The sequence below is a fragment of the Hahella sp. CCB-MM4 genome (assembly GCF_002260525.1).
Classification (GTDB): Bacteria; Pseudomonadota; Gammaproteobacteria; order Pseudomonadales; family Oleiphilaceae; genus Hahella.
Map to the genome: position 1 here is coordinate 381,768 of NZ_MRYI01000001.1, position 22,828 is coordinate 404,595.

The 22,828-nt window shown below is 51.7% G+C and carries 17 protein-coding genes; 8 read left to right on the plus strand and 9 right to left on the minus strand.

Going from position 1 to position 22,828, the window contains the following annotated elements; genetic code table 11:
• Positions 1–35: 35 nt before the first annotated feature.
• Positions 36–1,088: a hypothetical protein gene (locus BTA51_RS01765; protein WP_246840882.1), complete on the minus strand. Its 1,053-nt coding sequence runs from the start codon at positions 1,086–1,088 to the stop codon at positions 36–38.
• Between the two features lie 372 nt (positions 1,089–1,460).
• On the opposite strand from BTA51_RS01765, the gene BTA51_RS01770 reads away from it, so the two are divergent.
• Positions 1,461–1,772, plus strand: coding sequence for an HU family DNA-binding protein (locus tag BTA51_RS01770; protein WP_256385697.1), 312 nt, complete (start codon positions 1,461–1,463; stop codon positions 1,770–1,772).
• Between the two features lie 79 nt (positions 1,773–1,851).
• Here BTA51_RS01770 and BTA51_RS01775 read toward each other — a convergent pair whose 3' ends face one another.
• The 8 genes from BTA51_RS01775 to gshB form a co-directional block, all read right to left on the minus strand.
• Positions 1,852–2,259, minus strand: a complete 408-nt coding sequence (locus tag BTA51_RS01775; protein ID WP_246840883.1) for a helix-hairpin-helix domain-containing protein — start codon at positions 2,257–2,259, stop codon at positions 1,852–1,854.
• Between the two features lie 42 nt (positions 2,260–2,301).
• Entirely contained in the window at positions 2,302–3,594 is a 1,293-nt protein-coding gene (locus tag BTA51_RS01780; protein WP_094705656.1) for a dihydroorotase, read from the minus strand.
• A complete protein-coding gene (locus BTA51_RS01785) occupies positions 3,591–4,595 on the minus strand; it encodes an aspartate carbamoyltransferase catalytic subunit (RefSeq protein ID WP_094705658.1) in 1,005 nt (334 codons plus the stop codon). The genes BTA51_RS01780 and BTA51_RS01785 overlap by 4 nt, the downstream gene beginning before the upstream one ends.
• A 132-nt stretch (positions 4,596–4,727) precedes the next feature.
• Positions 4,728–5,240: a bifunctional pyr operon transcriptional regulator/uracil phosphoribosyltransferase PyrR gene (gene pyrR, locus BTA51_RS01790; RefSeq protein ID WP_094705659.1), complete on the minus strand. Its 513-nt coding sequence runs from the start codon at positions 5,238–5,240 to the stop codon at positions 4,728–4,730.
• A 9-nt stretch (positions 5,241–5,249) separates the two neighbouring features.
• Positions 5,250–5,678, minus strand: coding sequence for a Holliday junction resolvase RuvX (gene ruvX, locus BTA51_RS01795; protein WP_094705661.1), 429 nt, complete (start codon positions 5,676–5,678; stop codon positions 5,250–5,252).
• 48 nt (positions 5,679–5,726) lie between these two features.
• On the minus strand, positions 5,727–6,284 hold the full coding sequence (locus BTA51_RS01800) for a YqgE/AlgH family protein (protein ID WP_094705663.1): 558 nt from the start codon (positions 6,282–6,284) through the stop codon (positions 5,727–5,729).
• Positions 6,285–6,452: 168 nt separating this feature from the next.
• Positions 6,453–7,355 carry an energy transducer TonB gene (locus BTA51_RS01805; protein ID WP_094706038.1) on the minus strand — a complete coding sequence of 301 codons (903 nt, stop codon included), beginning with the start codon at positions 7,353–7,355 and terminating at the stop codon, positions 6,453–6,455.
• Between the two features lie 7 nt (positions 7,356–7,362).
• The gene (gene gshB / locus BTA51_RS01810; RefSeq protein ID WP_094705664.1) at positions 7,363–8,316 is read right to left on the minus strand and encodes a glutathione synthase; all 954 of its coding nucleotides are present in this window, start codon (positions 8,314–8,316) and stop codon (positions 7,363–7,365) included.
• Between the two features lie 637 nt (positions 8,317–8,953).
• Between gshB and pilG the strand changes: the two genes are divergently transcribed.
• The 7 genes from pilG (at position 8,954) to BTA51_RS01845 (ending at position 22,704) form a co-directional block, all read left to right on the plus strand.
• Entirely contained in the window at positions 8,954–9,340 is a 387-nt protein-coding gene (gene pilG, locus BTA51_RS01815) for a twitching motility response regulator PilG (protein ID WP_094705666.1), read from the plus strand.
• Between the two features lie 58 nt (positions 9,341–9,398).
• Positions 9,399–9,761 carry a twitching motility response regulator PilH gene (gene pilH, locus BTA51_RS01820; protein ID WP_094705668.1) on the plus strand — a complete coding sequence of 121 codons (363 nt, stop codon included), beginning with the start codon at positions 9,399–9,401 and terminating at the stop codon, positions 9,759–9,761.
• Between the two features lie 80 nt (positions 9,762–9,841).
• Positions 9,842–10,384 (plus strand): chemotaxis protein CheW, encoded by a 543-nt coding sequence (locus BTA51_RS01825; RefSeq protein WP_094705670.1) that lies wholly within the window; start codon positions 9,842–9,844, stop codon positions 10,382–10,384.
• Positions 10,385–10,468: 84 nt separating this feature from the next.
• On the plus strand, positions 10,469–12,565 hold the full coding sequence (locus BTA51_RS01830; protein WP_210404742.1) for a methyl-accepting chemotaxis protein: 2,097 nt from the start codon (positions 10,469–10,471) through the stop codon (positions 12,563–12,565).
• A 70-nt stretch (positions 12,566–12,635) separates the two neighbouring features.
• Positions 12,636–13,529, plus strand: coding sequence for a protein-glutamate O-methyltransferase CheR (locus BTA51_RS01835; protein ID WP_094705674.1), 894 nt, complete (start codon positions 12,636–12,638; stop codon positions 13,527–13,529).
• A gap of 11 nt (positions 13,530–13,540) precedes the next feature.
• Positions 13,541–21,655, plus strand: coding sequence for an Hpt domain-containing protein (locus BTA51_RS01840; protein ID WP_094705676.1), 8,115 nt, complete (start codon positions 13,541–13,543; stop codon positions 21,653–21,655).
• Positions 21,655–22,704: a chemotaxis protein CheB gene (locus BTA51_RS01845; protein ID WP_094705678.1), complete on the plus strand. Its 1,050-nt coding sequence runs from the start codon at positions 21,655–21,657 to the stop codon at positions 22,702–22,704. The genes BTA51_RS01840 and BTA51_RS01845 overlap by 1 nt, the downstream gene beginning before the upstream one ends.
• Positions 22,705–22,828 lie beyond the last annotated feature (124 nt).

Consider the following 22,828-nt stretch of genomic DNA (forward strand, 5'->3'; position numbering starts at 1 on the left):
AGGCTTTGCCTGACTTTCGCAGTAGCCGTCCCTGCTTACAGGATATCGTCCAGATCAATTGCTTCTGCCGGTGACTCTTTTTGGTCATCCCAAAATGTGCCAAGTCCACCAACGGGGGTTCGATATCCCCTGGCTTCTGTCCACATCCGATCCGACATTGCGGTCAACAGGGTTGTCGCCAACTCATCAAGCAACCGGTAATCAGGATCAGCGTCTTTCTTTTTCTTGGCTTTGACATGATTGCGAATCACCTGTTTGACGTTATCCACATCCCCTTTACCGAAGTAAGCCAGCGCCTGGAACACATGAGGAAGCCTGACACCCGCCCGTTCTCCCTTTTTGGCCGCCATTTTGAGGCGCTTCATGGCATCCTCACCTTTGGGTTCAGCTCCCGGCAACATCGCCCAGATCGTCGCCCGGAGCGCCATAGGGACCCCCCACCAGCGGTCATCATCTACACAGGTTGCCGCTCGTTCGACTTTGGCCGCAATATTCTTGGGAACCCCCAGTCCGGTCGTGGAGGTGATTTCGTTGTTAAGCGCCTGAAGACCCGACACCATCCCCATAATCCATATGAACTGGTCCAGCTCTTCCTCCAGCTCCGGACACTCTCCGCCGGGCTCACCATATTCCGCGACCAAGTGCTGATAAGCGATGTAGTTACGCTTGGCTGCCACCACATTGAGACGCTTCTGGGCAATCAGGGCATCTTCAGCTTCATTCGCATCCTGGCTTTTAATTGCTCGCAAGTAGCGCAGCTCTTCTTCCCAGGACATAGCTTCCGCGCATAGTCCCGCCGAGCCGTAGGTGATAACAGCGAGTTTGTGCGGCTCATCCCGCACGCGACCAAAGGACATCAGCATGGGAGTCAGCGCCTCAGACATTGCGCAATTTATCCCCATGTCTTCCGTCGCCAGAGTAAATGGCACCTGATGATCTGCGGCGAACCCCACCATCACGTCACCGGTTGTCTTATACATCATGTGTTGCACTGCACCACAGGCCGTCAGCCCGGTCATGATCAGGCCAAGCACAAGAGCCTTCAGCATGGAAGACACAGAAACCCACCCAATTCTGTGTAGAGTCACAGAGAACCTCCCGGTTGCATCGCTTTATCCACCGTTTTCCGAAATTCACAGGATCAACAGCCTGACAGCCACGTCCTTTTTCCGGATTGTTTTAGTTATATGACGGGGGATTATCGCGAAATCCCTGAGTTTTTTGTGAGATGAAATACACAAAGCGCAACAATGGACACACAAAATGTAATCAAAGGTTGCATTCGTTAACAGGTTGCGCGAACTGTGAATTGGCCAGACCATTTGGCGACAAAGCCCGCTTTCAGGTTGACAGCGCGGGTATTGGCACTATAACTAAATTGTCGCCTTTCCCTTAAAGGCGAACAGCAGATCAAATATTCACTGCCTTACCAGGATGTTGAGGTCTGCAAGTTATTGGAGATTTCAGCAAATCCTCACGAGCATCAGGAGAAAACAATGCACAAACCGGAACTAGCCGAAGCCATTGCCGTAAAAGTGGGTCTGTCCAAATCCAAAGCAACCGAAGTCATCAATGCACTGACAGACGAAATCACCGAAGCCGTCTCACGAAATGACAGTGTTTCACTCATTGGATTCGGGACCTTTTCCCAACGGGAGAGAAGTGCACGCACGGGTAAAAACCCCAGAACTGGGGCCAGCATCAAAATTCCAGCCAGCAGAAGCGTTGGATTTAAACCGGGTAAGGCACTAAAAGACGCGGTAAACAAATAAAGACTTGAACAGGCGTTGATAGAGATACATACGGCAGACAGCAGTCAGAATAAACTGCTGTCTGCAAACAAAGAGAAGGCTAGACCTCGACGAATTCCCTGATTTCTTCAAGCAATTCCGGAGAGATCCCCTGCACCCGGGTCAGCTCGTCAACGCTGGCATAGGGCCGCCCTTCCACAATACGTTGTGCAGTAGCCCGCCCCACTTTTGGCAGCTGGGTCAGTGCATTTGCTGTGGCAGTATTTAGATTCACCACTTGCCCTGGATTTTCAGACTGGGCACGGAGGGACGAAGAAGCTCCCGTCGCCTGCGGAGCCTTATCAACAGTAGACTTCAGCAGCTCGTTCATCTCATCAAGACGCTTCTCCAGCGCCACAATTTCGTATTGAAGCGCGGTCTGCTTGTCCAACGCATCAGCAGTATTGCGCGAGATGTTCCACAACAGCCAGATTGCGACGAGTAACACCAGGAAGCCGATAAATCCCATTCCAGTTCTCCATCTTGCCTTTGAAAGTTATGTCAACTTAGATCAGAAGCTGCCTTCCGCTGAATACACTATAGTGCCATCCAGTATTGTGTAAAGCGCCCTGCCCTGAACAGATTTGCCTATCCAAGGGGTATTTTTACCTCTGGATAACAAGCTGTCTTCCGACACCGTCCAGCGGGTATCAGGATCCAGCACCACCAAATCCGCGACAGCACCAGATTCGAGGCTTCCTGACTCTATATTCAGCACGGCTGCCGGACCGACGGTCAACGCCCGTATCGCAGCGTCCTGCCGTAACTGACCAGTCTGAATCAATCCAACCATCTGAGACCACAGTAACTCAGCCTGACTCATACCGGCGGCAGTTTCTGCAAAGGGGGCTTGCTTGGCAGCGCTCTCGTGGGGCTCGTGATTGGAACAGATCGCATCGATGACGCCTTCATTCACCCCCTCCAGCAAAGCTTTGCGATCCGCCTCACTCCTCAACGGGGGCTCCACATGATACATGGGGTTATATCCTGCGATAACGGCATCCGTATGCATCAAGTTGGCGATGGCAACATCGGCAGTCACTTTGAGACCACGCGACTTGGCCTCCGAAATCATTGATACGCTCCGTGCACAGGATATCTGCGAGAAGTGCACCTGCGCCTCCGTTTCCTCCGCCAGGATCAACCATTGAGCAACAGACAACACCTCAGCAATGGCAGGGATGCCAACCAGCCCCAGCTTGCTGGCCATTGCTCCGTCATGAGCACAACCCTCTTTCGCCAGGGCAGCATCCTGGGGACAGACAAATGCACGGATATCTTGAGAACAGGCATATTCCAGACAGCGCTTCAGCACCTGATTATTACGGAATGGTCTGCGCATATTGGTCACCGCAATACATCCCGCCTGCCTGAGAGCAAACATCTCACTGAGTTGTTCACCCTGTAGCCCTTTGGTCATGGCACCAATCGGCAATACTTTGACTTGGGCAGCTTCAAGAGCCTGGTCGTAAATCAAATTAGTAACGGCAGCACTGTCATTAACCGGGGACGTTGAAGGCGGAGTACACAGTGTCGTGAAACCACCACGGGCTGCCGCCAGCACCTCACTTGAGATTGTCGCTTTATGCTCCAGTCCCGGCTGACGCAGTGTGTGACTAAGATCGATAAAACCTGCGCTGATCCAATGACCCGCAGCATCGATCTCTGTATCGGGAGTAAATCCGGCGGGCACACTCCCTATTGAGAGAACCTTCCCGTCAGCGACAGCAACGTCAACCACTTGTCCGCACATGGAACCTGGACTGACGATTCGACCTCCTTTTAGCAACAGACGAGAACTCATAGCACCTCCTCATCAGCAGCCAGATCAGCAATCTGCCCACTCATCGCCATCGATAACACGGCCATACGCACTGCAATCCCATTAGTAACTTCATTCAAAATGACAGATTGGGGGCCGTCGGCAACCGCAGAATCAATCTCTACCCCCCGGTTTATCGGCCCTGGATGCATCACAATCGCATCGGGCTTTGCCAGCTTCAGTTTTTTCTCAGACAAACCATAGAGCCGGAAGAACTCACTCTCACTCGGCAGCAGAGCCCCCTCCATTCGCTCTTTCTGCAGCCGCAGCATGATCACGACATCAACCCCATCCAACCCCTGGGCCATATCATTGAATACGGTAACACCAAAGCTTTCCACATCCACCGGCAGCAAGGTATCAGGAGCAATGACCCGCACCTCTTTAGCTCCCAGCACATTCAGTGCCCGGATCTGTGAGCGGGCTACCCGTGAATGCAGAATATCGCCCACGATAGCGACAGTAAGCCCTTTAAACTGCCCTTTATGCTGCCTGATTGTCAGCATATCAAGCATGGCCTGAGTGGGATGTGCATGCCGGCCATCACCCGCGTTAATCACTGAGACCCGCGGAGTAACCGATTCAGCAATAAAATGAGGAGCGCCACTCTGAGCATGACGAACGACAAACATGTCCACCGCCATCGCCTCCAGGTTCTGCAACATATCCGACAACGATTCCCCCTTGCTGGTGGCCGATGTACTGATATTGATGTTGAGCACATCCGCAGACAGTCGCTTGGCTGCAAGCTCGAATGTCGTCCGGGTTCGCGTACTGGCTTCAAAGAAAAGATTGGCGACCGTTTTCCCCCTGAGAAGAGGAACTTTCTTGATAGAGCGAGTACCCACTTCGATAAAGGTCTCTGCTGTATCAAGAATGTCGGTAAGGTGTTGTCGGCTCAAGCCGTCGATGGATAGAAAATGTCTGAGGTGATCAAATCGATTGAGTTGCAATACCGGTGAGTGTTCGTCGAGTTCTGGCATGAATTAACTCTGTGCTGTTTAGGGTCTGTTGGCATTTTTTCTAACCTGGACAATCACAGACCCGACACTGGAGAACTTCAGCTATGCACAAACTTACGCCAAGTACGAACTTTATCTAACTACGAACTTAAATTAAGTGCGGACTTTGTTTCTGAACTCCACCTGCAGGGGATCCGGACCAACCAGTTTTACCCGTTCATCTGGCTCGAGGTGAGCCCGATGTCCGATCACGTCAGGCTGTATCGGCAGCTCTCTCGCACCGACATCAATCAGTGCTGCCAACACGATACTGGCCGGACGGCCAAAATCGAATAATTCGTTCATTGCCGCCCGTATGGTTCGGCCGCTCATAATAACATCATCCACCAGAATTAGGTGGCGATTTTCTGTTTCAAATGGGAGAGAGGAAGCCTTTACGCTGGGATTTAATCCAATTCTGGTGAAATCATCGCGATAAAATGAGATATCCAGCTCACCAACGGTCTCTTCAAGCTTCAACAACTGTCGTAACCGTTGCGCCACCCACACACCACCGGTCCTGATACCGATCATCGCAGGGCGGTCTATTCCACGGGCAGCGATCATGGTTTCCAGCTCGACCGCCATTGTCGCAATCGTTGTCTCGACATTAATAACTGAGGGCATTCCTGATCCTTACTCTGAGGACACTTCTCCCTGAGAAGCAAACCAATGTTCAATAATGAGGACCGCAGCGATAGAGTCAACGGCATACTTGCCAAAATCCTGATTGCCGTATCGTTCCCGGACCATCTGCTTGGCTTCAAAGCTGGTCAATCGCTCATCCACCATGGTGACCGGAACTCCGAAGCGCCCATGGATACGATTGGCAAATTTCCGCGCCCGACGAGCCATATCACTGTCGGTACCATCCATGTTTGAAGGCTCACCCACCAACACCATGTCCGGCGTCCATTCAGCGACCAGATTACCAATGATATTCCAGTCCGGGATACCGTCCCGAGCAGGAATTTCCGACAACGGCGAAGCCGTCCCCGTAATGGACTGGCCGCTCGCAACACCTATTCTTTTCAATCCGAAGTCAAAACCCAGAACCGTCGTCATGGATAACAATACACCTTAATAACCTTGTCCTCCGTCAGATATCAAAGATTAGGCATGCCCGGAGTGTGTACTGAGCCGATTGTAATCGACACCAATACGCCCGAGAGCCGCAGAAACCTTGTGAGTATCAGGAGTACGAAACAGTATTTCTGCATTCGCCGGGCAGGTGATCCAGAAATTGTTGGCAATTTCACGTTCCAACTGCCCAGCTCCCCAGCCTGCGTATCCCAGAGCCACCAGGCTTGAATTCGGGCCATGGCCTTCTGCCATTGCCTGTAGTATATCCTTGGAAGTGGTAATACATATGTCAGAACTTATCGCCATCGACGATTGCCAGCCTCCCAGAGGGGTATGCAGCACGAATCCTCGCTCACACTGCACCGGTCCGCCACTGTATACGGGGGACGGCAGTTCATTACCTTCGATATCCAACTGTTCAAGCATATCGCTGATACAGATTTCCAGCGGCCGGTTAATGACAATTCCCATGGCACCTTCGTCGCTGTGATCACAGATATAGCTTATGGTCCCTTCGAAGTTGGGGTCTTTGAGATGAGGCATCGCAATCAAAAACTGATTGCGGAGGCTGGACATGGACTCAGTCATGAGGATACATCCTCCTGAAGCACCGATTGGTATCTGTAAGCATAAACCACATGTCGGGGATGCAGCAAAACCTGAATTGATTTGTTAATACAAAATAATCCTGCGCCCAACCAATGAAACGCCATGCCAACAGCCTGGAGAAAGCTATATAGAAAGCCGCAATCGAATTCAGTAGCTCGATATACGTTTGTCAAAATCAAACGTTCTGATAATTTCAAAAATATCGGCTTCCTTTCTCATTGCCTCGGTAAATGGAGCAAAGGGCTCTGCAAGGCGGATAATTCTGACCACCGCATCATCCAGAATCTTATAGCCCGAGCTTTCCAGAATAGTGACTTCCGTTACGCTGCCATCAGGTTGAATCTTAACCGCTACCCTCACTTGGCCATGAAGCTCTCTGCGTCGGGCTTCATCCGGGTAATTCAGGTTTCCAACCCGTTCAACTTTCCTGCGCCAGTTATCCATATAAAAGGCACTGTTGGACTGACGTGCAGAAACAGCGGTAAGCCGGGTAACCCGCGGCCGTTTAGCGTATGCATTCTGCTGCTCAGCCAATTTGGCTTCCAGGCTCGCGATCTCCAGACTACGCTGTAGCAATGTGCGCTTCTGAGGATTCTCCTCCTTTGGAGTCTCTTTTTCGGTCTTACCGGAGGGGACTATATCTTCAGGGGTCTTGGCTTTAGTGACCACAACCTCTTTGGCCTGACGCTCCTTTTTAGTAGGCAGCGTATCCGGCTCAACTTGAGCAACCTTGCGGGTATCTGTGTCGCGAAAATCAGCTTTTTCTATCGCTGTCAGTTCAGATTTCTCTTCCTGTGTACCGCTGCCTTTCTGATTGGTTTGCGCCACGAAATCAGCATCTTCAGGCTCTTCCTGATCATCGTACTGAGCCAGCGTCACCTCAACCGTCCGCGGAGCCGGTTGCCGGTCCTCAATCGCAAACGACACACCAAACACAATGGTGGCATGCAATGCCAGAGCCATAAATATAGTAAAACCCAACCGATCCCCGGGAGACACTTTAGAAGCGTCCCGTCGCATGTCCTCTGGGTATCCTTCCTCAACAACCATACTTTTATTACCGCTTGCCAACCCGCTCTTCCAGAAAATCCATCAACTGACCGGCAATATCCAGACCAAATTGCTTGTCGAGCTCCCTGATACATGTAGGGCTCGTCACATTGATCTCGGTCAGGTAATCACCAATGACATCCAGGCCTACGAAGTATAGTCCCTTCTCCTTCAGCACCGGAGCAACACGCTCGCAAATTTCAAGATCCCTCTCGGACAAGGGTCTCCCCTCACCGCGCCCGCCGGCGGCAAGGTTACCTCGATTCTCACCCTGAGATGGAATTCGTGCCAAAGCATAAGGCACCGGCTTACCATCAATTAAGAGAATACGCTTGTCACCATCTTTGATTTCCGGCAGGTAACGCTGGGCCATAATCTGTCTGTTCCCATTATCGGTCAACGTTTCCAGAATAACGCCCAGGTTGAAGTCTCCGCTTTTGACACGAAATATTGAACGCCCACCCATCCCGTCCAAAGGCTTATATATGACATCTTCGTGTTCTGCAAAAAATCGACGCAGCCTGTCGCTGTCTCTGCTGACCAACACTGGAGGACAAAGATCCGCAAACTGGGTGGCGAAGAGCTTTTCATTGCAGTCACGCAAACTCTGAGTCCGATTGACCACCAGGGTCCCCCGACGCTCAGCAGCTTCCAGAATATGGGTGGCAAAGATAAATTCACTGTCGACCGGCGGATCCTTACGCATCAGGATAATATCCAGTGAGTCAAGCGACTCGGTAAATTCACCGGTCATTTCAAACCAACTCTGCGGATCATCAGCCACTTTCAGAGACCGCATCCTCGCATATGGCAATCCCTGATCAAGAAACAGGTCTTCCTGCTCCATATAAAATATCTGCCACCCCTTTCGTTGGGCTGCGAGCAGCATCGCCAGCGTGCTGTCTTTTTTGACGTTGATGGCGGCAATTGGATCCATCACAACACCAATTTTAATACTCATACCTAAATACCCGGCACTCTCACAGTTGAATAACGAAAAGCCGCAGACTTGAGGCTGTAGCATCGACTTTTGAAATCACCCAAAGCCGATACGGGCAGCTCAGCTAACGAATACATTTATAGGACATATGACTTATAACCAATGCATCAGCATCATATCGATGTCATCAATGGGCGCTAATAATGCCATGAAGGAGGCAGATTTCCCATATCTGTACTATTCTCCAAAATACCGGAAAAACAACATCTAACGAAGCTTGCCATACCGTCACCCAAGCTTACGTCAGGTGTGCTTCTGCGGTATATGCAGCGAATCATGGAGGTTACCGGGAGGATACGAATTAAAAGGCTGATTAATATTTCGCCATTAATTATGTGTCATCTGCCGGAAAAACATGATCATCGACCGATGTCGGTGACATTTATACACAAAGATTTTCTTTGTCTATTTACGGACATGCACTATAAATAGTATTTACATATAGATTGCGTTGTAATTCTATGTTAAAAAAGGCCATTAACTTGCCTGCTGCCACTTTCCAACGCAACCAACGCCAGCCGATTTGTTGACTGAATTACAACCATTATTACTAACCAAAACTATTACAAGGTGACCTTTATATCAGGGCCGTATTGAGATGGAAGATAACTTTGAAAACCTCAAGATCATGGTCATTGACGATAGCAAGACGATTCGTCGAACGGCCGAGACTTTGCTGAAGAAAGTCGGTTGCACCGTTATCACTGCAACGGATGGCTTCGATGCCTTAGCAAAGATTGCTGACTCACACCCGGATATCATCTTCGTGGACATCATGATGCCACGACTTGATGGGTATCAGACTTGCGCACTTATCAAGAATAACAGCGCATTTAAAAGCACGCCTGTCATCATGCTGTCCAGTAAGGACGGCCTGTTCGATAAAGCCAAAGGCCGTATTGTCGGATCTGACCAATATTTAACCAAGCCCTTCAGCAAGGATGAGTTATTGGGCACAATCCGCAATCACGTTTCGAACAAATAGCATCGTTTAAATAAGCTAAACTAGGACTACAGCTTATCATTCTTTTATTGGGGGAATTATGGCTCGCATACTGATTGTAGATGACTCGCCTACTGAAGTGCGAAAAATCAGCAGCATTCTTGAAAAACACCAACATGAAATTCTGACCGCCGACAATGGTGCGGACGGTGTGGCCCTGGCCCGCGCTGAAAAGCCGGACCTGGTCCTAATGGACGTGGTCATGCCAGGCCTGAATGGTTTTCAGGCAACCCGTCAGCTCACCCGTGGAGACGACACAGCGAACATTCCAGTTGTGATCGTGACCACCAAAGATCAGGAAACTGATCGGGTCTGGGGCACCAGACAGGGAGCCAAAGGGTACTTGGTCAAGCCGGTGAATGAAGGTGATTTGATCAAAACGATCAATGACCTGATTGGTTAATTACCAAGCGCTGGATATTCACTAGATAAAGAAATATCGGAAACGGCCACAGAAGCCGCCCGAAGGAGCCGCCATAAATCATGCCAACAAAGACAGACCCGTTTAGTGTTCTTGTAGATATAGAGAGCAAAAGCCGGGCCTTAGCTGAGGGTCTACCTGCCCAGGAAGATGTCATCGAGTTATGGAATGGCATCGGTTTTTCGCTGGCTGGCCATAAATTTGTGGCCGCGATGGGCGAGGTTGTCGAAATCCTTCCTGTTCCACGGTTCACGCAGATTCCCGGCGTGAAAGGGTGGATGGAAGGCATTGCCAATGTACGGGGCCGATTGCTTCCCGTCATGGACCTATCCGAATTCTTTGGCCTGGATCACAAAACCAGAAGCACCCGCGACCGGCGGGTTCTGGTCATTGAGAAAGATGATATATTCAGCGGTTTGATTGTCGATGGCGTACTGGGCATGCAGTACTTTCCCATCGACAGCTTCCAGACCGGTAAATCCGATGTTCCTGATAAAATTCAAGACTTTGTCAGTGGCTATTATGCCCGAAGCCAGGATCGCTGGAACGTATTTAACACCGACAATCTGATCGACAATCCAAATTTTTTAAATGTGGCGCAGTAATCGCTGCGCAGTGATTACGGCGCCTGTAACCTGCGTCTGCTACGCTTAACAGGTAAGAGTTGAAACGGCTGGGGAGCCTTAGCAATGATATCAAAAGCTGGAAAATCAACATCCGGACAGGGGACAACAAACCCGCTACAGATGGCCATGTACGGCATCGTAGTGGTCGCGGTTATCGCCCTGCTCTATGTAATATTCACGGTAAACTTGGACGCAAGCCGAGATAAGACCTACATCAGTTACGCATCCGAACTGCGGGTACTGTCACAGGAAATCGCAAAGAACTCATCGGAAGCCGCTGACGGTAAGCCTGAGGCATTCGACCAGCTGCGCCGCTCCCGTGATGACTTCCAAGGTTTATGGGACGTCCTTGACAAGGGGAATCCGGAACAGAACCTGCCTCCGGTTGAAATGGCGCAGATGTCCAACGTTGGAACCCTGTGGGAAGAAGTACGGGCCAATGCTGACCAGATTCTGAATTCAAAAGATACCGTACTGGGCCTTCACCAGGTTGCCATCACCCTCAACGACACTATCCCCCAGCTGCAGGTTGAGTATGATGACGTTGTTCAGATCCTCCTGGAAAACGACGCTCCTGCAGACCAGGTAGCGGTAGCCCAGCGCCAGGCGCTGCTGGCAGAACGTATCGTTCGAAGTGTTAACAAAGTACTTGCAGGTGGAGAAGACGCTGTAACAGCTGCTGACCGTTTCGGTCGGGACGTAAACCTGTTTGGTCGGGTACTCAACGGCATGGTGGAAGGCAACCAGGTCATGGGTATCAGTAAAGTAAAAGACGAAGACGCCGTCTTCGGTCTTGAAGCCATCGCCGAACTCTTCGAATTTGTTAACGAAAACGTTGACACCATCCTGGAAACCTCCCCCGAACTGTTCCGGGTACGTGAAGCTGCCAACAACATCTTCGAAAAATCACAGTCTCTGCTGTCAGAAACGTCAGAGCTGAACAACACCTTCCAGACTCAGGCTGAAACCCGGATCGTCAGTGACGAATTGGGTTACCTGTTGCTGTTCGTCATTATCGTCGCCATCGGTATTATCGGTGTTGTGGGTAACCAGGAAGCGAAAAAACGGTATGAGAAAGAGGCTTCTCAGAACGAACAGAACCAGAACGCGATCCTGCGTCTGCTTGACGAACTTGCCGACCTCGCTGACGGTGACCTGACCACAGAGGCGACGGTAACCGAGGACTTCACCGGTGCGATCGCTGACTCTATCAACTTCGCGATCGACCAGATGCGTCAGCTGGTAACCTCCATTAACGAGACCGCTGTAAGGGTTGCGGGCGCTGCCCAGGAAACCCAGGCGACTGCGATGCACCTCGCCGACGCTTCTGAGCACCAGGCCCAGGAAATTGCCGGGGCATCTGCCGCGATCAACGAGATGGCGGTTTCTATCGACCAGGTATCTTCTAACGCTGCTGAATCAGCCGCGGTTGCGGAGCGGTCGGTTGCGATCGCGAAGAAAGGTGCGGAAATCGTACAGTCTACCATTCGCGGGATGGACAATATCCGTGAACAGATCCAGGAAACTTCCAAGCGGATCAAACGACTGGGTGAATCATCCCAGGAGATCGGTGATATCGTATCGTTGATTAACGACATTGCCGACCAAACCAACATTCTGTCTCTTAACGCTGCAATCCAGGCATCTATGGCTGGTGACGCAGGTCGGGGCTTCGCGGTGGTTGCGGACGAGGTACAGCGCCTTGCGGAACGTTCCTCAGCAGCAACCAAGCAGATTGAAGCACTGGTAAAAACCATCCAGACAGATACCAACGAAGCGGTAATCTCGATGGAACAAACCACCGCAGAGGTGGTACGTGGTGCTCGATTCGCCCAGGACGCGGGTGTTGCCCTGGAAGAAATCGAGAACGTATCCAAAAACCTTGCGGACTTGATCCAGAACATTTCGAACGCTGCACGTCAGCAGTCTTCTTCCGCTGGTCACATTTCCAATACGATGAACGTTATCCAGGAAATCACCTCACAGACCTCTGCCGGTACCAACGCAACGGCCAAGTCTATCGGTAAGCTTGCAGAACTGGCGAACCAGCTGCGTAACTCTGTAGCAGGCTTCAAGCTGCCTGATCAGCTTGGCCACGATATGGACGATAGCGAAGAAATTGATATCGACGACGCAGATGCAGATATGGATGCAGCTTAATCCGATGACGAATGGTTATCAGGAGATAGCCGAGGGTTAATGCGGGCCAAAGTTATGTTAGGGCGCCTCTATGGCGAACAGTGATGGTCAACAGACAGAAGGACTCTGGAGCCTGAAGAGCCTGCCACAGATGGACGATAAAGAGTTCATCAGATGGCAGGATTTACTGGAAAAGCGTACGGGAATGAATCTCCCGGTGGAGCGCAAGGTCTTTCTGCAGACCAGTTTGGGCATTCGAATGAGAGAAATCGGCTGCCCATCCTATCAGGCATATTTCGACATGGTGGCCAAAGGGGCCAAAGCCATGGTGGAGTGGACCGTGCTGGTGGACCGGCTAACGGTGCAGGAAACGAGGTTCTACAGGGATGAAGATGCCTTTAATCTGGTTAAAGATTATCTCTGCACCCGCCCACCCCATGCGTTAACCCAAAAAAGTATTGAGGCCTGGAGTGTAGGTTGCTCCACTGGAGAAGAACCCTACACACTGGCCATGATCATTGAAGAAGCCCTGGAAGCTGAAAAGCTTAAAGGGTATTACGGCGTCACCGGCACTGACATCAGTATCCCGGCGCTGGCAAAAGCCCGGGCAGCGGTTTATCCGGCACGCAAACTGGTTACGTTAAACCAGGAGCGGAAAGATAAGTACTTTAATCAACTGACGGGCAATGAATTTGCCGTCGTGCCACGATTGAAAGAACGGGTATGCTTTTCGAGAGTCAACGTACTTGAACTCAAAGATGCTCCCATGCATGGCATGACAGTTATTTTTTGTCAGAACCTGTTGATTTATTTCAAACGCTGGCGGCGTAAAGAGATTTTGAATCGCCTTGCTGAACGCCTGGTTCCCGGCGGACTTCTGGTCCTGGGACAAGGGGAGATTGTTGATTGGCATAACCCTCTTTTGGAGCGTATACCAAGTGACAATACACTGGCATTTATCAGGCACAACGAGCGGGATAACTAACTGGAGAAGTTATGGCGGGCAACCATGACTACGTAGCTCTTGAGTGGGTTAAGGGCGAAATTGATAGCACACTGAATCAGGCGCAACTCGCGCTTGAGGACTATGTGAACAACACCGAGGACAGTGCCAAGCTCAGATTCTGTCTGAACTACATTCACCAGGTGCACGGCACCTTGCAGATGGTGGAGTTTTATGGCGCCGCGCTGCTCGCAGAAGAGATGGAGCAGCTGGCCAAGGCACTGTTACAGGAGAAGGTTGCCAATCCCACCGAGGCAATCGAAGTACTCATGCAGGCAATCCTGCAGTTGCCCAACTATCTCAGCCGTCTGCAAAGCAGTCAGCGTGATCTGCCGGTAGTACTACTTCCTCTTCTTAACGATTTGCGCGCCTCACGGGGCGAGTCACTACTTTCCGATACCTCTTTGTTCACCCCGGATCTGTCTATATTGCGGATACCGGCGCCGGATGTTGCACGCCAACGCCTGCAAAATGACAAGATGGTAGCGCAGCTGCGTAAGCTGCGTCAGATGTACCAGTTCGCTCTGGCCGGCATCATTCGGGAATCGGACCTGGAAGCAAATTACAACTATATGATCAAGGTGTTCCAACGCCTTGAGAGCATATGCCAGGATACCCCATTCAGCCAATTGTGGCGGTTGAGTGGCGGTTTCACTTCAGGGTTACAGGCCAAATACATTGAGCTGTCGTCAGGCACTAAGAATGTGTTGCGGTACCTGGACGCTAACCTGAAAAGAATGATTGAGGAACACGTTGATATTCTCGGGCAACCCGCTCCGGAAGATCTGGCCAAACACCTGCTTTATTACATTGCACGCAGCGAAGGGTCCAACTCCTCAATAGATAGCATTCGCAAGGATTATCGACTCTCCCAGGCTCTGCCGAGCGAGCAGGAAGTCAACGAAGAACGTCAACGGATGACCGGACCAGACCGTGGTGCGATTGATTCCGTTGTCGATGCTCTTAATGAAGAGCTTGCGCGGGTCAAAGATCAACTGGACTTGTTTGTCCGTGGTGAATACAAAGATGCTTCAGACCTGCAGGAACTGATCCCTGGCCTGCAGCAGGTATCCAATACCATGGCGGTACTGGGCCTTGGCATTCCCCGCAAAGTCATTGGCGAGCAGATTGAAATTATTGAAAATCTCGTCAAGACAGGCGAAGTTCCTGATGACAATGTCCTGATGGATATTGCCGGCGCGCTGCTGTATATCGAAGCCACGCTTAGCGGTTTTGGCGGAGATGAACAGAAAGAGCCAAGTGCCGGTGCTCCAGCAGAAGTGCCTAAAGATCAGGTTCAGAATGCCCATGAGGCGGTCATTCGCGAAGCCAGAAACGGGCTGGAGCAGGCAAAAACAGATATCGTAGAGTTTATTGCCTCTCACTGGGACAAATCCGAAATTCAAGGCGTACCAGCGTTACTGCAAAGTATTCGGGGAGGATTGAAGATCATCCCTCTGGATCAGGCAGCAGATTTGCTGGAGGCCTGCGCAAAATATATTGATGAGCAATTGCTCAAAAAAGAACAGGCTCCGGACTGGAGCCAGTTGGACACCCTGGCCGATGCCATCACCAGCATTGAGTACTACCTGGAACGCCTAAGCGAAGGTAGTCGCGATAACGACATGATTCTGGAGGTTGCAGAACAGAGCCTGGCCCAGCTTGGCTATCCTATCGGCGGAGGTGCTGCTGCACCGGCACCTGTGGCAGCCCCACAACCGGCGCCCCCGGCTGCAGCCCCCGAATCTTCCAGCGAGAAAGCAACAGACCAGGAGCTGATCGACGACGAGATCATAGAGATCTTTGTGGAAGAGGCTGCCGAGGTTCTGGAAACGATCAAACAGTTTTACCCGTCATTCCAGGCTAATCCGGAAGACCGCACAGCTTTGACTGAGCTACGCCGTGCCTACCACACCTTGAAAGGTAGCGGACGTCTGGTCGGTGCCACTGCCATTGGCGAGTTGGCATGGGCTGTGGAAAACATGCTCAACCGGGTGATTGAAGGTTCCATCCAGACAAACCTTGAAATGTTTGAACTGCTGGAACACGTCAATGACAAACTCCCGGAACTGATTGAAAGTTATAAATCCGGTAGCGGCGTCGCTGATACCCAGGCTTATATTGACACTGCAGAACGTCTGGCAGCTGCCAGAAAGCAGGCCCGTGTCAGCCAGGAAGACCTGGAAGAAGACAGCGAGACTGAAATCGAAGCCACTCTAGAGGCTCCGGAAGAAGACAGTGATACTACTGGTCCTATTCTTCCCATTACTCCATCTGAACCCGCCAGCCCATCAGAATTTGCATCCGGTGGTGCTCTGCCTACAGTGGAAGAAGAGGAAGAACCGGAAGCTGAAAGCATTACTGAGGAGCCGGTTGCTGAATCCACTGCGGCTCCTGCTGCTGTGGCAGATGACGATGACATGATCGATGATGAGATCATCGAGATATTCGTCGAAGAGGCAGGTGAAGTTCTTGATACCATCAACGAATTCCTGCCCCAATACCTGTCCAGTTACGATAACAATGAGGCCTTGACGGAAGTTCGTCGTGCCTTCCATACCCTGAAAGGAAGTGGAAGACTCGTTGGCGCTTCCCAGGTCGGCGAGCTTTCCTGGTCCGTTGAAAACCTGCTGAACAGGGTCCTCGATGGCACCATTTTCATGAGTGATGTGATCGGCAATCTGATCACCACTGTCGTGGGAGTTCTGCCTGATCTCGTTGAGGATTTCAAACTTCAACGCGGGCCTTCCCACAATACTGATGGACTGATGGAGCAAGCCCATGCTCTGGCAAAAGGCGAAGTGCCCAGCAGCACCATCCCGGCAGGTGAAGATCTACCAGATTTCGTTGAGCCTTCCGCGCTTAACGCTGACAGCATGCTGGTTGAAGAAACTCTGGATATCGACCCTGCACTGAAAGAAATTTTCCTGGCGGAGACAGAAAGCCATCTGGAAACTTTGGGCGCGTTTGTCCGTGAGGCACAAACTGCTGCAGAGCCGATCGATCTTACCGATGATATTTCCAGGGCAATGCATACTTTGAAAGGCAGCGCCAATACGGCCGGCATCGAACCTATTGCCAGCGTTGTGGTTCCTGTCGAGAAATTTGTCAAAGAAGCCAGAGCCCATGCCGTCAAAGTAGACGGACGTATTGCAGAAATGTTGGCAGATACCGCCCGCTTCGTTCGCGAAGGTCTGGATCAGGTTGATACCACACCTTTAAGGGAGCTGGAGGGAACATCCGAATTCCTGGAGAAATTACAGCACATCAGCGCTGAATATCTTGCGGATGATAACCGTTACGGCAACCTGCAGAATGAAGATAAGCCAGACCCACATCTGATCAATCTGTTCCTGACAGACGGCGTGGATATTCTTCTTGATGCCGAGCGTATCCTGAATGAATGGCGCCGGGATCCTGAAGTCACTATAGACATCGATAATCTGGTTAACGAACTGACAACTCTGGCCCACGGTGCCCATGTTGCAGGACTGGACGATGTGGCAGAGCTGGCTCAGGCACTGGAAGGTCTCTACGAACGCGCTATGAAGGGAGAGCCGGGGGAAGACTACTTCTTCGATCTGGCCATCCGCGGTCACGAGTCCCTTATCAGCATGATGGATCAGGTTGCAGCCGGGCTGGCAACACAACCTGAACAAGGTCTGATCGCCGAGCTGAATGCATTAGCCGTCTCTCTGCAATCAGTCAATGAACCTTCTGTTGAGGAAGAGGAATCTATCTCCGTCGAGGAAGCTGCTGCTGCGGAAATTCCAGTCCTTGAAGAAAATCTGGAAGATTCAACATCAGCTCCGGAAGCTGGCGTTTATACCCTGGATCCGGATCTGGCAGAAGTTTTCCTCGAAGAAGCCAATGACATCATGACCAGCTCCGGTGAAGTTATTCAGGAGTGGAGTCAGGATTCGACAAATCTGGAGTTGGTCAAGCAACTTCAGAGAGACCTGCACACGCTTAAAGGCGGTGCCCGTCTGGCGGGGATTCCGCCGATTGGCGACCTGGCCCATGAGCTGGAAAGTCTGTTCGAAGGTGTTGTTGAAGGCAGAGTTCACACTGATGAAGAAGCCGTTAATCTGGCACTCCTGGCCCACGACACTCTGGCCGGCATGGTGGACTCTATCTCCAATGCCTCAACCGCCAGCGATGCTCCGGATCTGATTGAAGCCCTACGCGGCTATATTAGCGGTTCCACAACCGATGACAGCTCCGAAGAAACAGAATACGAACTTCCGTTGCCGGAAATTGATGCTAATGGCGACGACGAGATTCCGGTGCTGGAGGAAGTCGCTCCACTTGATCCTGAGATGGTGGATATATTCCTTGAGGAAGCACAGGACATTATTCATCGCACCGGTGAAACCCTTCATGACTGGTCAGCCGATCTGACGAACAGCGATCTGCTGGCGCAACTGCAACGGGATCTGCATACCCTGAAAGGCGGTGCCCGAATGGCCGAGATCAGGCCTATCGGCGATCTCGCCCACGAACTTGAGACCCTGTTTGAACGCCTGACAGAAGGTCGCCTGCAACCTGTTCCAGGTATGGTGGGTCTGGCAACAGAATCCCATGACCGGCTCGCCGGGATGGTCGATGCAGTCGCACAATTGCATCCGGTCCAACCTGCCCAGGATCTGGTTACACGCATTCAGGCTATGGCTTCGGGGACACCTCATGAAGCGGTTGAGGAAGTAGAGGAAGAGACAGACTTCGAACTCGAAACTCCCACCATGCAGGTTGAAGAGTTACCCGAAATACAGACAGATGAAGAGCTGGAGCTTCCAGAAGTCGAACTGTCTGATGAAACTCCTGATGCCGAGAGCCTGGCTCCAGCTCCAGCGGTAACGCCTAAGTTGGAAGAGCTTGATGTCAGCGGCGTAGAAAACGAAACCTACGACACCGCAAATCTCGATGGAGAGTTGGTTTCCATTTTCCTGGAAGAAGCTCAAGAACTGATCGACACCACAGCGCAGAACCTGCAGAGCTGGCTGACTGATCTCGACAATATAGAGCACGTGAAAGAGTTGCAGCGCGCACTGCACACCCTCAAAGGTGGCGCCCGGATGGCTGAAATCAAGCCGATCGGTGACCTCTCTCACGAACTGGAAACACTATTTGAAGGGATCGTCGAAGGACGTTTCGCTGCGGAGCCTTCTCTATCAGATCTTATGCTGCAGTGCCATGACAGGCTTGCGGTTATGGTTGAAAACGTTGCTAACCAGCAGCCGGTTTCTGCCGCCAATGACCTGATCATGCGGGTTACTCATTACTACAACCACCATGCCAAGGGCGGATTGCAAGCTCGCGACACGATTTCAGAAATTGAGCGCGAACAGCAATCTCTGCAAAACCTCGCCGGTGACACCAGTGAAGATGAATTGAGGGTGATTTTCCTCGATGAATCCAGGGACATCATGGAAGCCGTGATGGACTGCTTTGATCGCTGGAAGGAGAATCCGGACAATGTTAGTCCGGCTCGCGAACTCACCCGTGACCTGGCGACCTTGAATGGTGGTGCCAAGCTGGCTCACGTGGGCAGCGTCAGCACGCTGACCGAAGCACTGACCAAGTGCATGGAATCAGTCGTCGACGGACAACACCAGATCAGTGATGAAGTCATCAGTCTGGTTGAACGCTCCATGCGTTATATCTCCCGTCTGCTGGATCAAATTGAGCAGCTGGAACAGCCGGAAGTACCCAACGAGCTGATCCATGAACTTGAACAGCTGGAGCGTGGCGAACCTATTGTCCGCACCACTCTCGAATTGGAAGTGGACCCAGAAATTCTCCAGGTCTTTATCGAAGAGGCAGATGAACTGCTGTCCTCTCTTGACCGTGAGCTGGGTGATTGGTCAAGAGATCCGCGCAACGCCAACCATGCTGACGCAATGGCGCGGGCGCTGCATACCTTGAAAGGTGGTGCTCGTCTGGCAACCCTGTCTGATATCGGTGACCTGACCCAGGAACTGGAATCCATCGTACTGGACGCTTCCAATAACAAGCACGAACTGGATGATAGTCTGCGCGGTGAGATTGAAACACTGTTTAATCGCTTGAAGGTCGAAATCTCACGAGTGAAAGCCTTCCAGGAAACCCAGGCAGAGGCCGAACAGGAACAGACGCCAGAGATAGCGGAACCACAGGAAAAAGCGACAGACGAAAAGCTCGCGGAACAAATGATGCAGTTCCAGCGCGAGCAACCTGCCGCCCCAGCCAAAGCGAAAGAGGAAAAGCCTGCCACTCCGGCACCTGCCGCTCCCCGTCAGGCACCTGTTGACACTATCAGGGTATCGGCTCCGTTACTTGAAGGCCTGGTCAACCTTGCCGGTGAGACCAGTATTGCCCGTGGCCTGCTGGAACAGCAGATCAGTGACTTTGGTTATACTCTGGAAGAAATGCAGGCCACCATCGACCGTCAGCGTGAACAGTTACGCCGAATGGACATGGAAACAGAGGCCCAGGTTCTTTTCCGTATGGAAAAAGAAGGCGGCCCTGAATACGAAGACTTCGATCCACTGGAAATGGACCGTTATTCATCCATACAGCAGCTTTCACGGGCACTGGGCGAATCCTCCTCGGATTTGACGGACCTCCGTGAAACTCTGATGAATAAGACCCGCGACGCGGAAACCCTGTTGCTGCAACAATCCCGGATCAATACCGAGTTGCAGGAAGGGCTGATGAAAACCCGCATGGTACCGTTTACCAGCACAGTCCCCCGTCTGCGCAGAATCATTCGCCAAGTCAGCACAGAACTCGGCAAGAAAGTCGATTTTGAGGTCTATAACCCAGAAGGCGAGCTGGACAGAACGGTTCTGGAACGGATGATTGCCCCTCTGGAGCACATGCTGCGTAACGCGGTCGACCACGGTGTAGAAATGCCCGACGTGCGTGCTGCTGCCGGCAAGTCCGAGACTGGCCGCATAGAGCTTTCCATCGGCCGTGAGGGTGGTGACGTCGTGCTGATCCTGTCTGATGACGGCGGCGGTATCAACGTTGACGCCATTCGTAAGAAAGCGGTCAAGCAAGGCCTATTGGACGAAGGCATGCATGTATCTGATCATGATGTATTGCAGTTTATCTTCCATGCAGGCTTCAGTACGGCGGAAAAAGTAACTCAGATTTCCGGGCGAGGCGTAGGTATGGACGTCGTGGCCAGCGAAATCAAACAGCTGGGTGGCCGGGTTTCGATTGACTCCAAGCCAGGCAAAGGAACCCGCTTTATCGTTCACCTGCCGTTTACCGTATCGGTAAACCGTGCCCTGATGGTAAACACCGGCGAAGACTATTACGCCATTCCGCTGAATACCATCGAAGGTATTGTTCGTGTCAGCACCTACGAGCTTGAGGAATACTACAAACCCGATGCTCCGCTGTATGAATATGCCGGACAGAGATATCGTCTGCAGTATCTGGGCAGTCTTCTTAACAGTGAGCACCATCCTAAACTGCAGGGACAAGTCCTGCCATTGCCGGTAATTCTGGTACGTGGCGGTGGCGATAAGCCTCTGGCCTTGCAGGTCGACAGCCTCATGGGCTCCCGTGAAATTGTGGTAAAAGGTCTCGGACCACAGTTTGCCAATGTTCGCGGTGTATCCGGTGCAACCATTCTTGGGGATGGTAGCGTGGTGGTCATTCTCGACTTGCCGGCCCTGTTGCGGACTGATATTACGACTCAGCTGCACAGAGAAGTTGAACAGCCAGCAGAAGCGGCCCGCTCCGTCGGTCCGACCAAAGTTATGGTGGTGGACGACTCGGTAACAGTACGGAAAGTTACCTCACGTCTGTTGGAAAGGAACGGCATGGAAGTAATCACTGCAAAAGATGGTGTCGATGCGATTGCCATTCTGCAGGATCACAAACCAGACGTTATGCTATTGGATATTGAGATGCCCAGGATGGACGGCTTCGAGGTTGCCAGCCTTGTTCGCCACGACTCGCGTCTGAAAGACGTGCCGATCATCATGATCACCTCACGTACCGGTCAGAAGCACAGAGAACGTGCTCTGTCCATCGGCGTGAATGAGTACCTGGGTAAACCGTTCCAGGAAAGCGTTCTTCTCGACACGATAGAGAGTCTTGTGGATAAACGCTGATGCCGGACCAACAAGCAGTCATAGGGCTGATTTCTGACTGCCCGCTGCAACGTCACATCATGCAAGCCGCCATTGAAGGCTATGGTTTTGCTGTGGCGGCCAACAGTGACCCGGCACGTATCGACAAAGAGTTTCTGGAACGGTACATGTTGGTTCAGGCATGGGTAGTCATACTCGCAGATGAAGATCTGTGGTCGGAAGCCATTGATGCCCTGATAGAACTTAGTGAAGCACCTATTCTATTTGGGCTCGGTGAAGCTCCCGGGAAGCATTCTCCGGAATACGCAAAATGGGAACGCCGACTTTACAGTAAGCTGGTTGAACTGGTTGGCGAACCGGAAACTCTGTCAGAGCATGTTGAAACGCTGAATGATCTGGACTCCCTGATCAACAGGAATCCACAGGCCATTCCCCTACCCCACCACATCCGCCCGGCCACCGCATCGGATCCAGTGGAGAGGGTAGTCATACTGGGCGCCTCTCTTGGGGGGCCGGCAGCGGTCAAAGGCTTCTTAGACTGCCTTCCTGTGGGACTTCCAGCTGCCTATGTCTACGCACAGCATATTGACCAGAATTCGGCGAACGTCCTGGTCAGGGTACTGGGTCGGCATGCCACCGTTAAATTGTCGGAGGCCCATCATGGAAACAGCCTGCACAACGGTGAAGTGGTGATCATGCCCGTGGATCAGGAAGTCACATTTGATGAAGACGGTGCCATGTTCTTCCAAGAGCATGAATGGCCCGGCCCTTATGGACCGTCGATAGATCAGGTGATGCTGAACGTCGCTAACTACTATGGATCTAAAGTCCATGCCATCCTGTTTAGTGGCATGGGTAACGATGGAGCCATTGCGGGGCCACTATTAAAAGCATACGGCAGCAGGATTTGGACACAGACCTCGGAATCCTGCGCGAATAGTTCCATGCCGGATTCTGTCGCCGACACCGGCTGCGTAGAGTTCCGGGGAACTCCTGTACAGCTTGCTGATAAGTTGGTTAAAACGATTGAGCTTGAGGAACTTTCCAAGCGCCGCCGGGGTATAGGATGAGACGGTTGATCGGTAGAGATTCCTAATTGGGCTGAGACTGTGAATAGGTTGAAGACTGATAATAGCTTGAAGGCTCCTAATAAGTTAAAGACTCCTGATAAGTTGAGGACTCCTAATAAGTTAA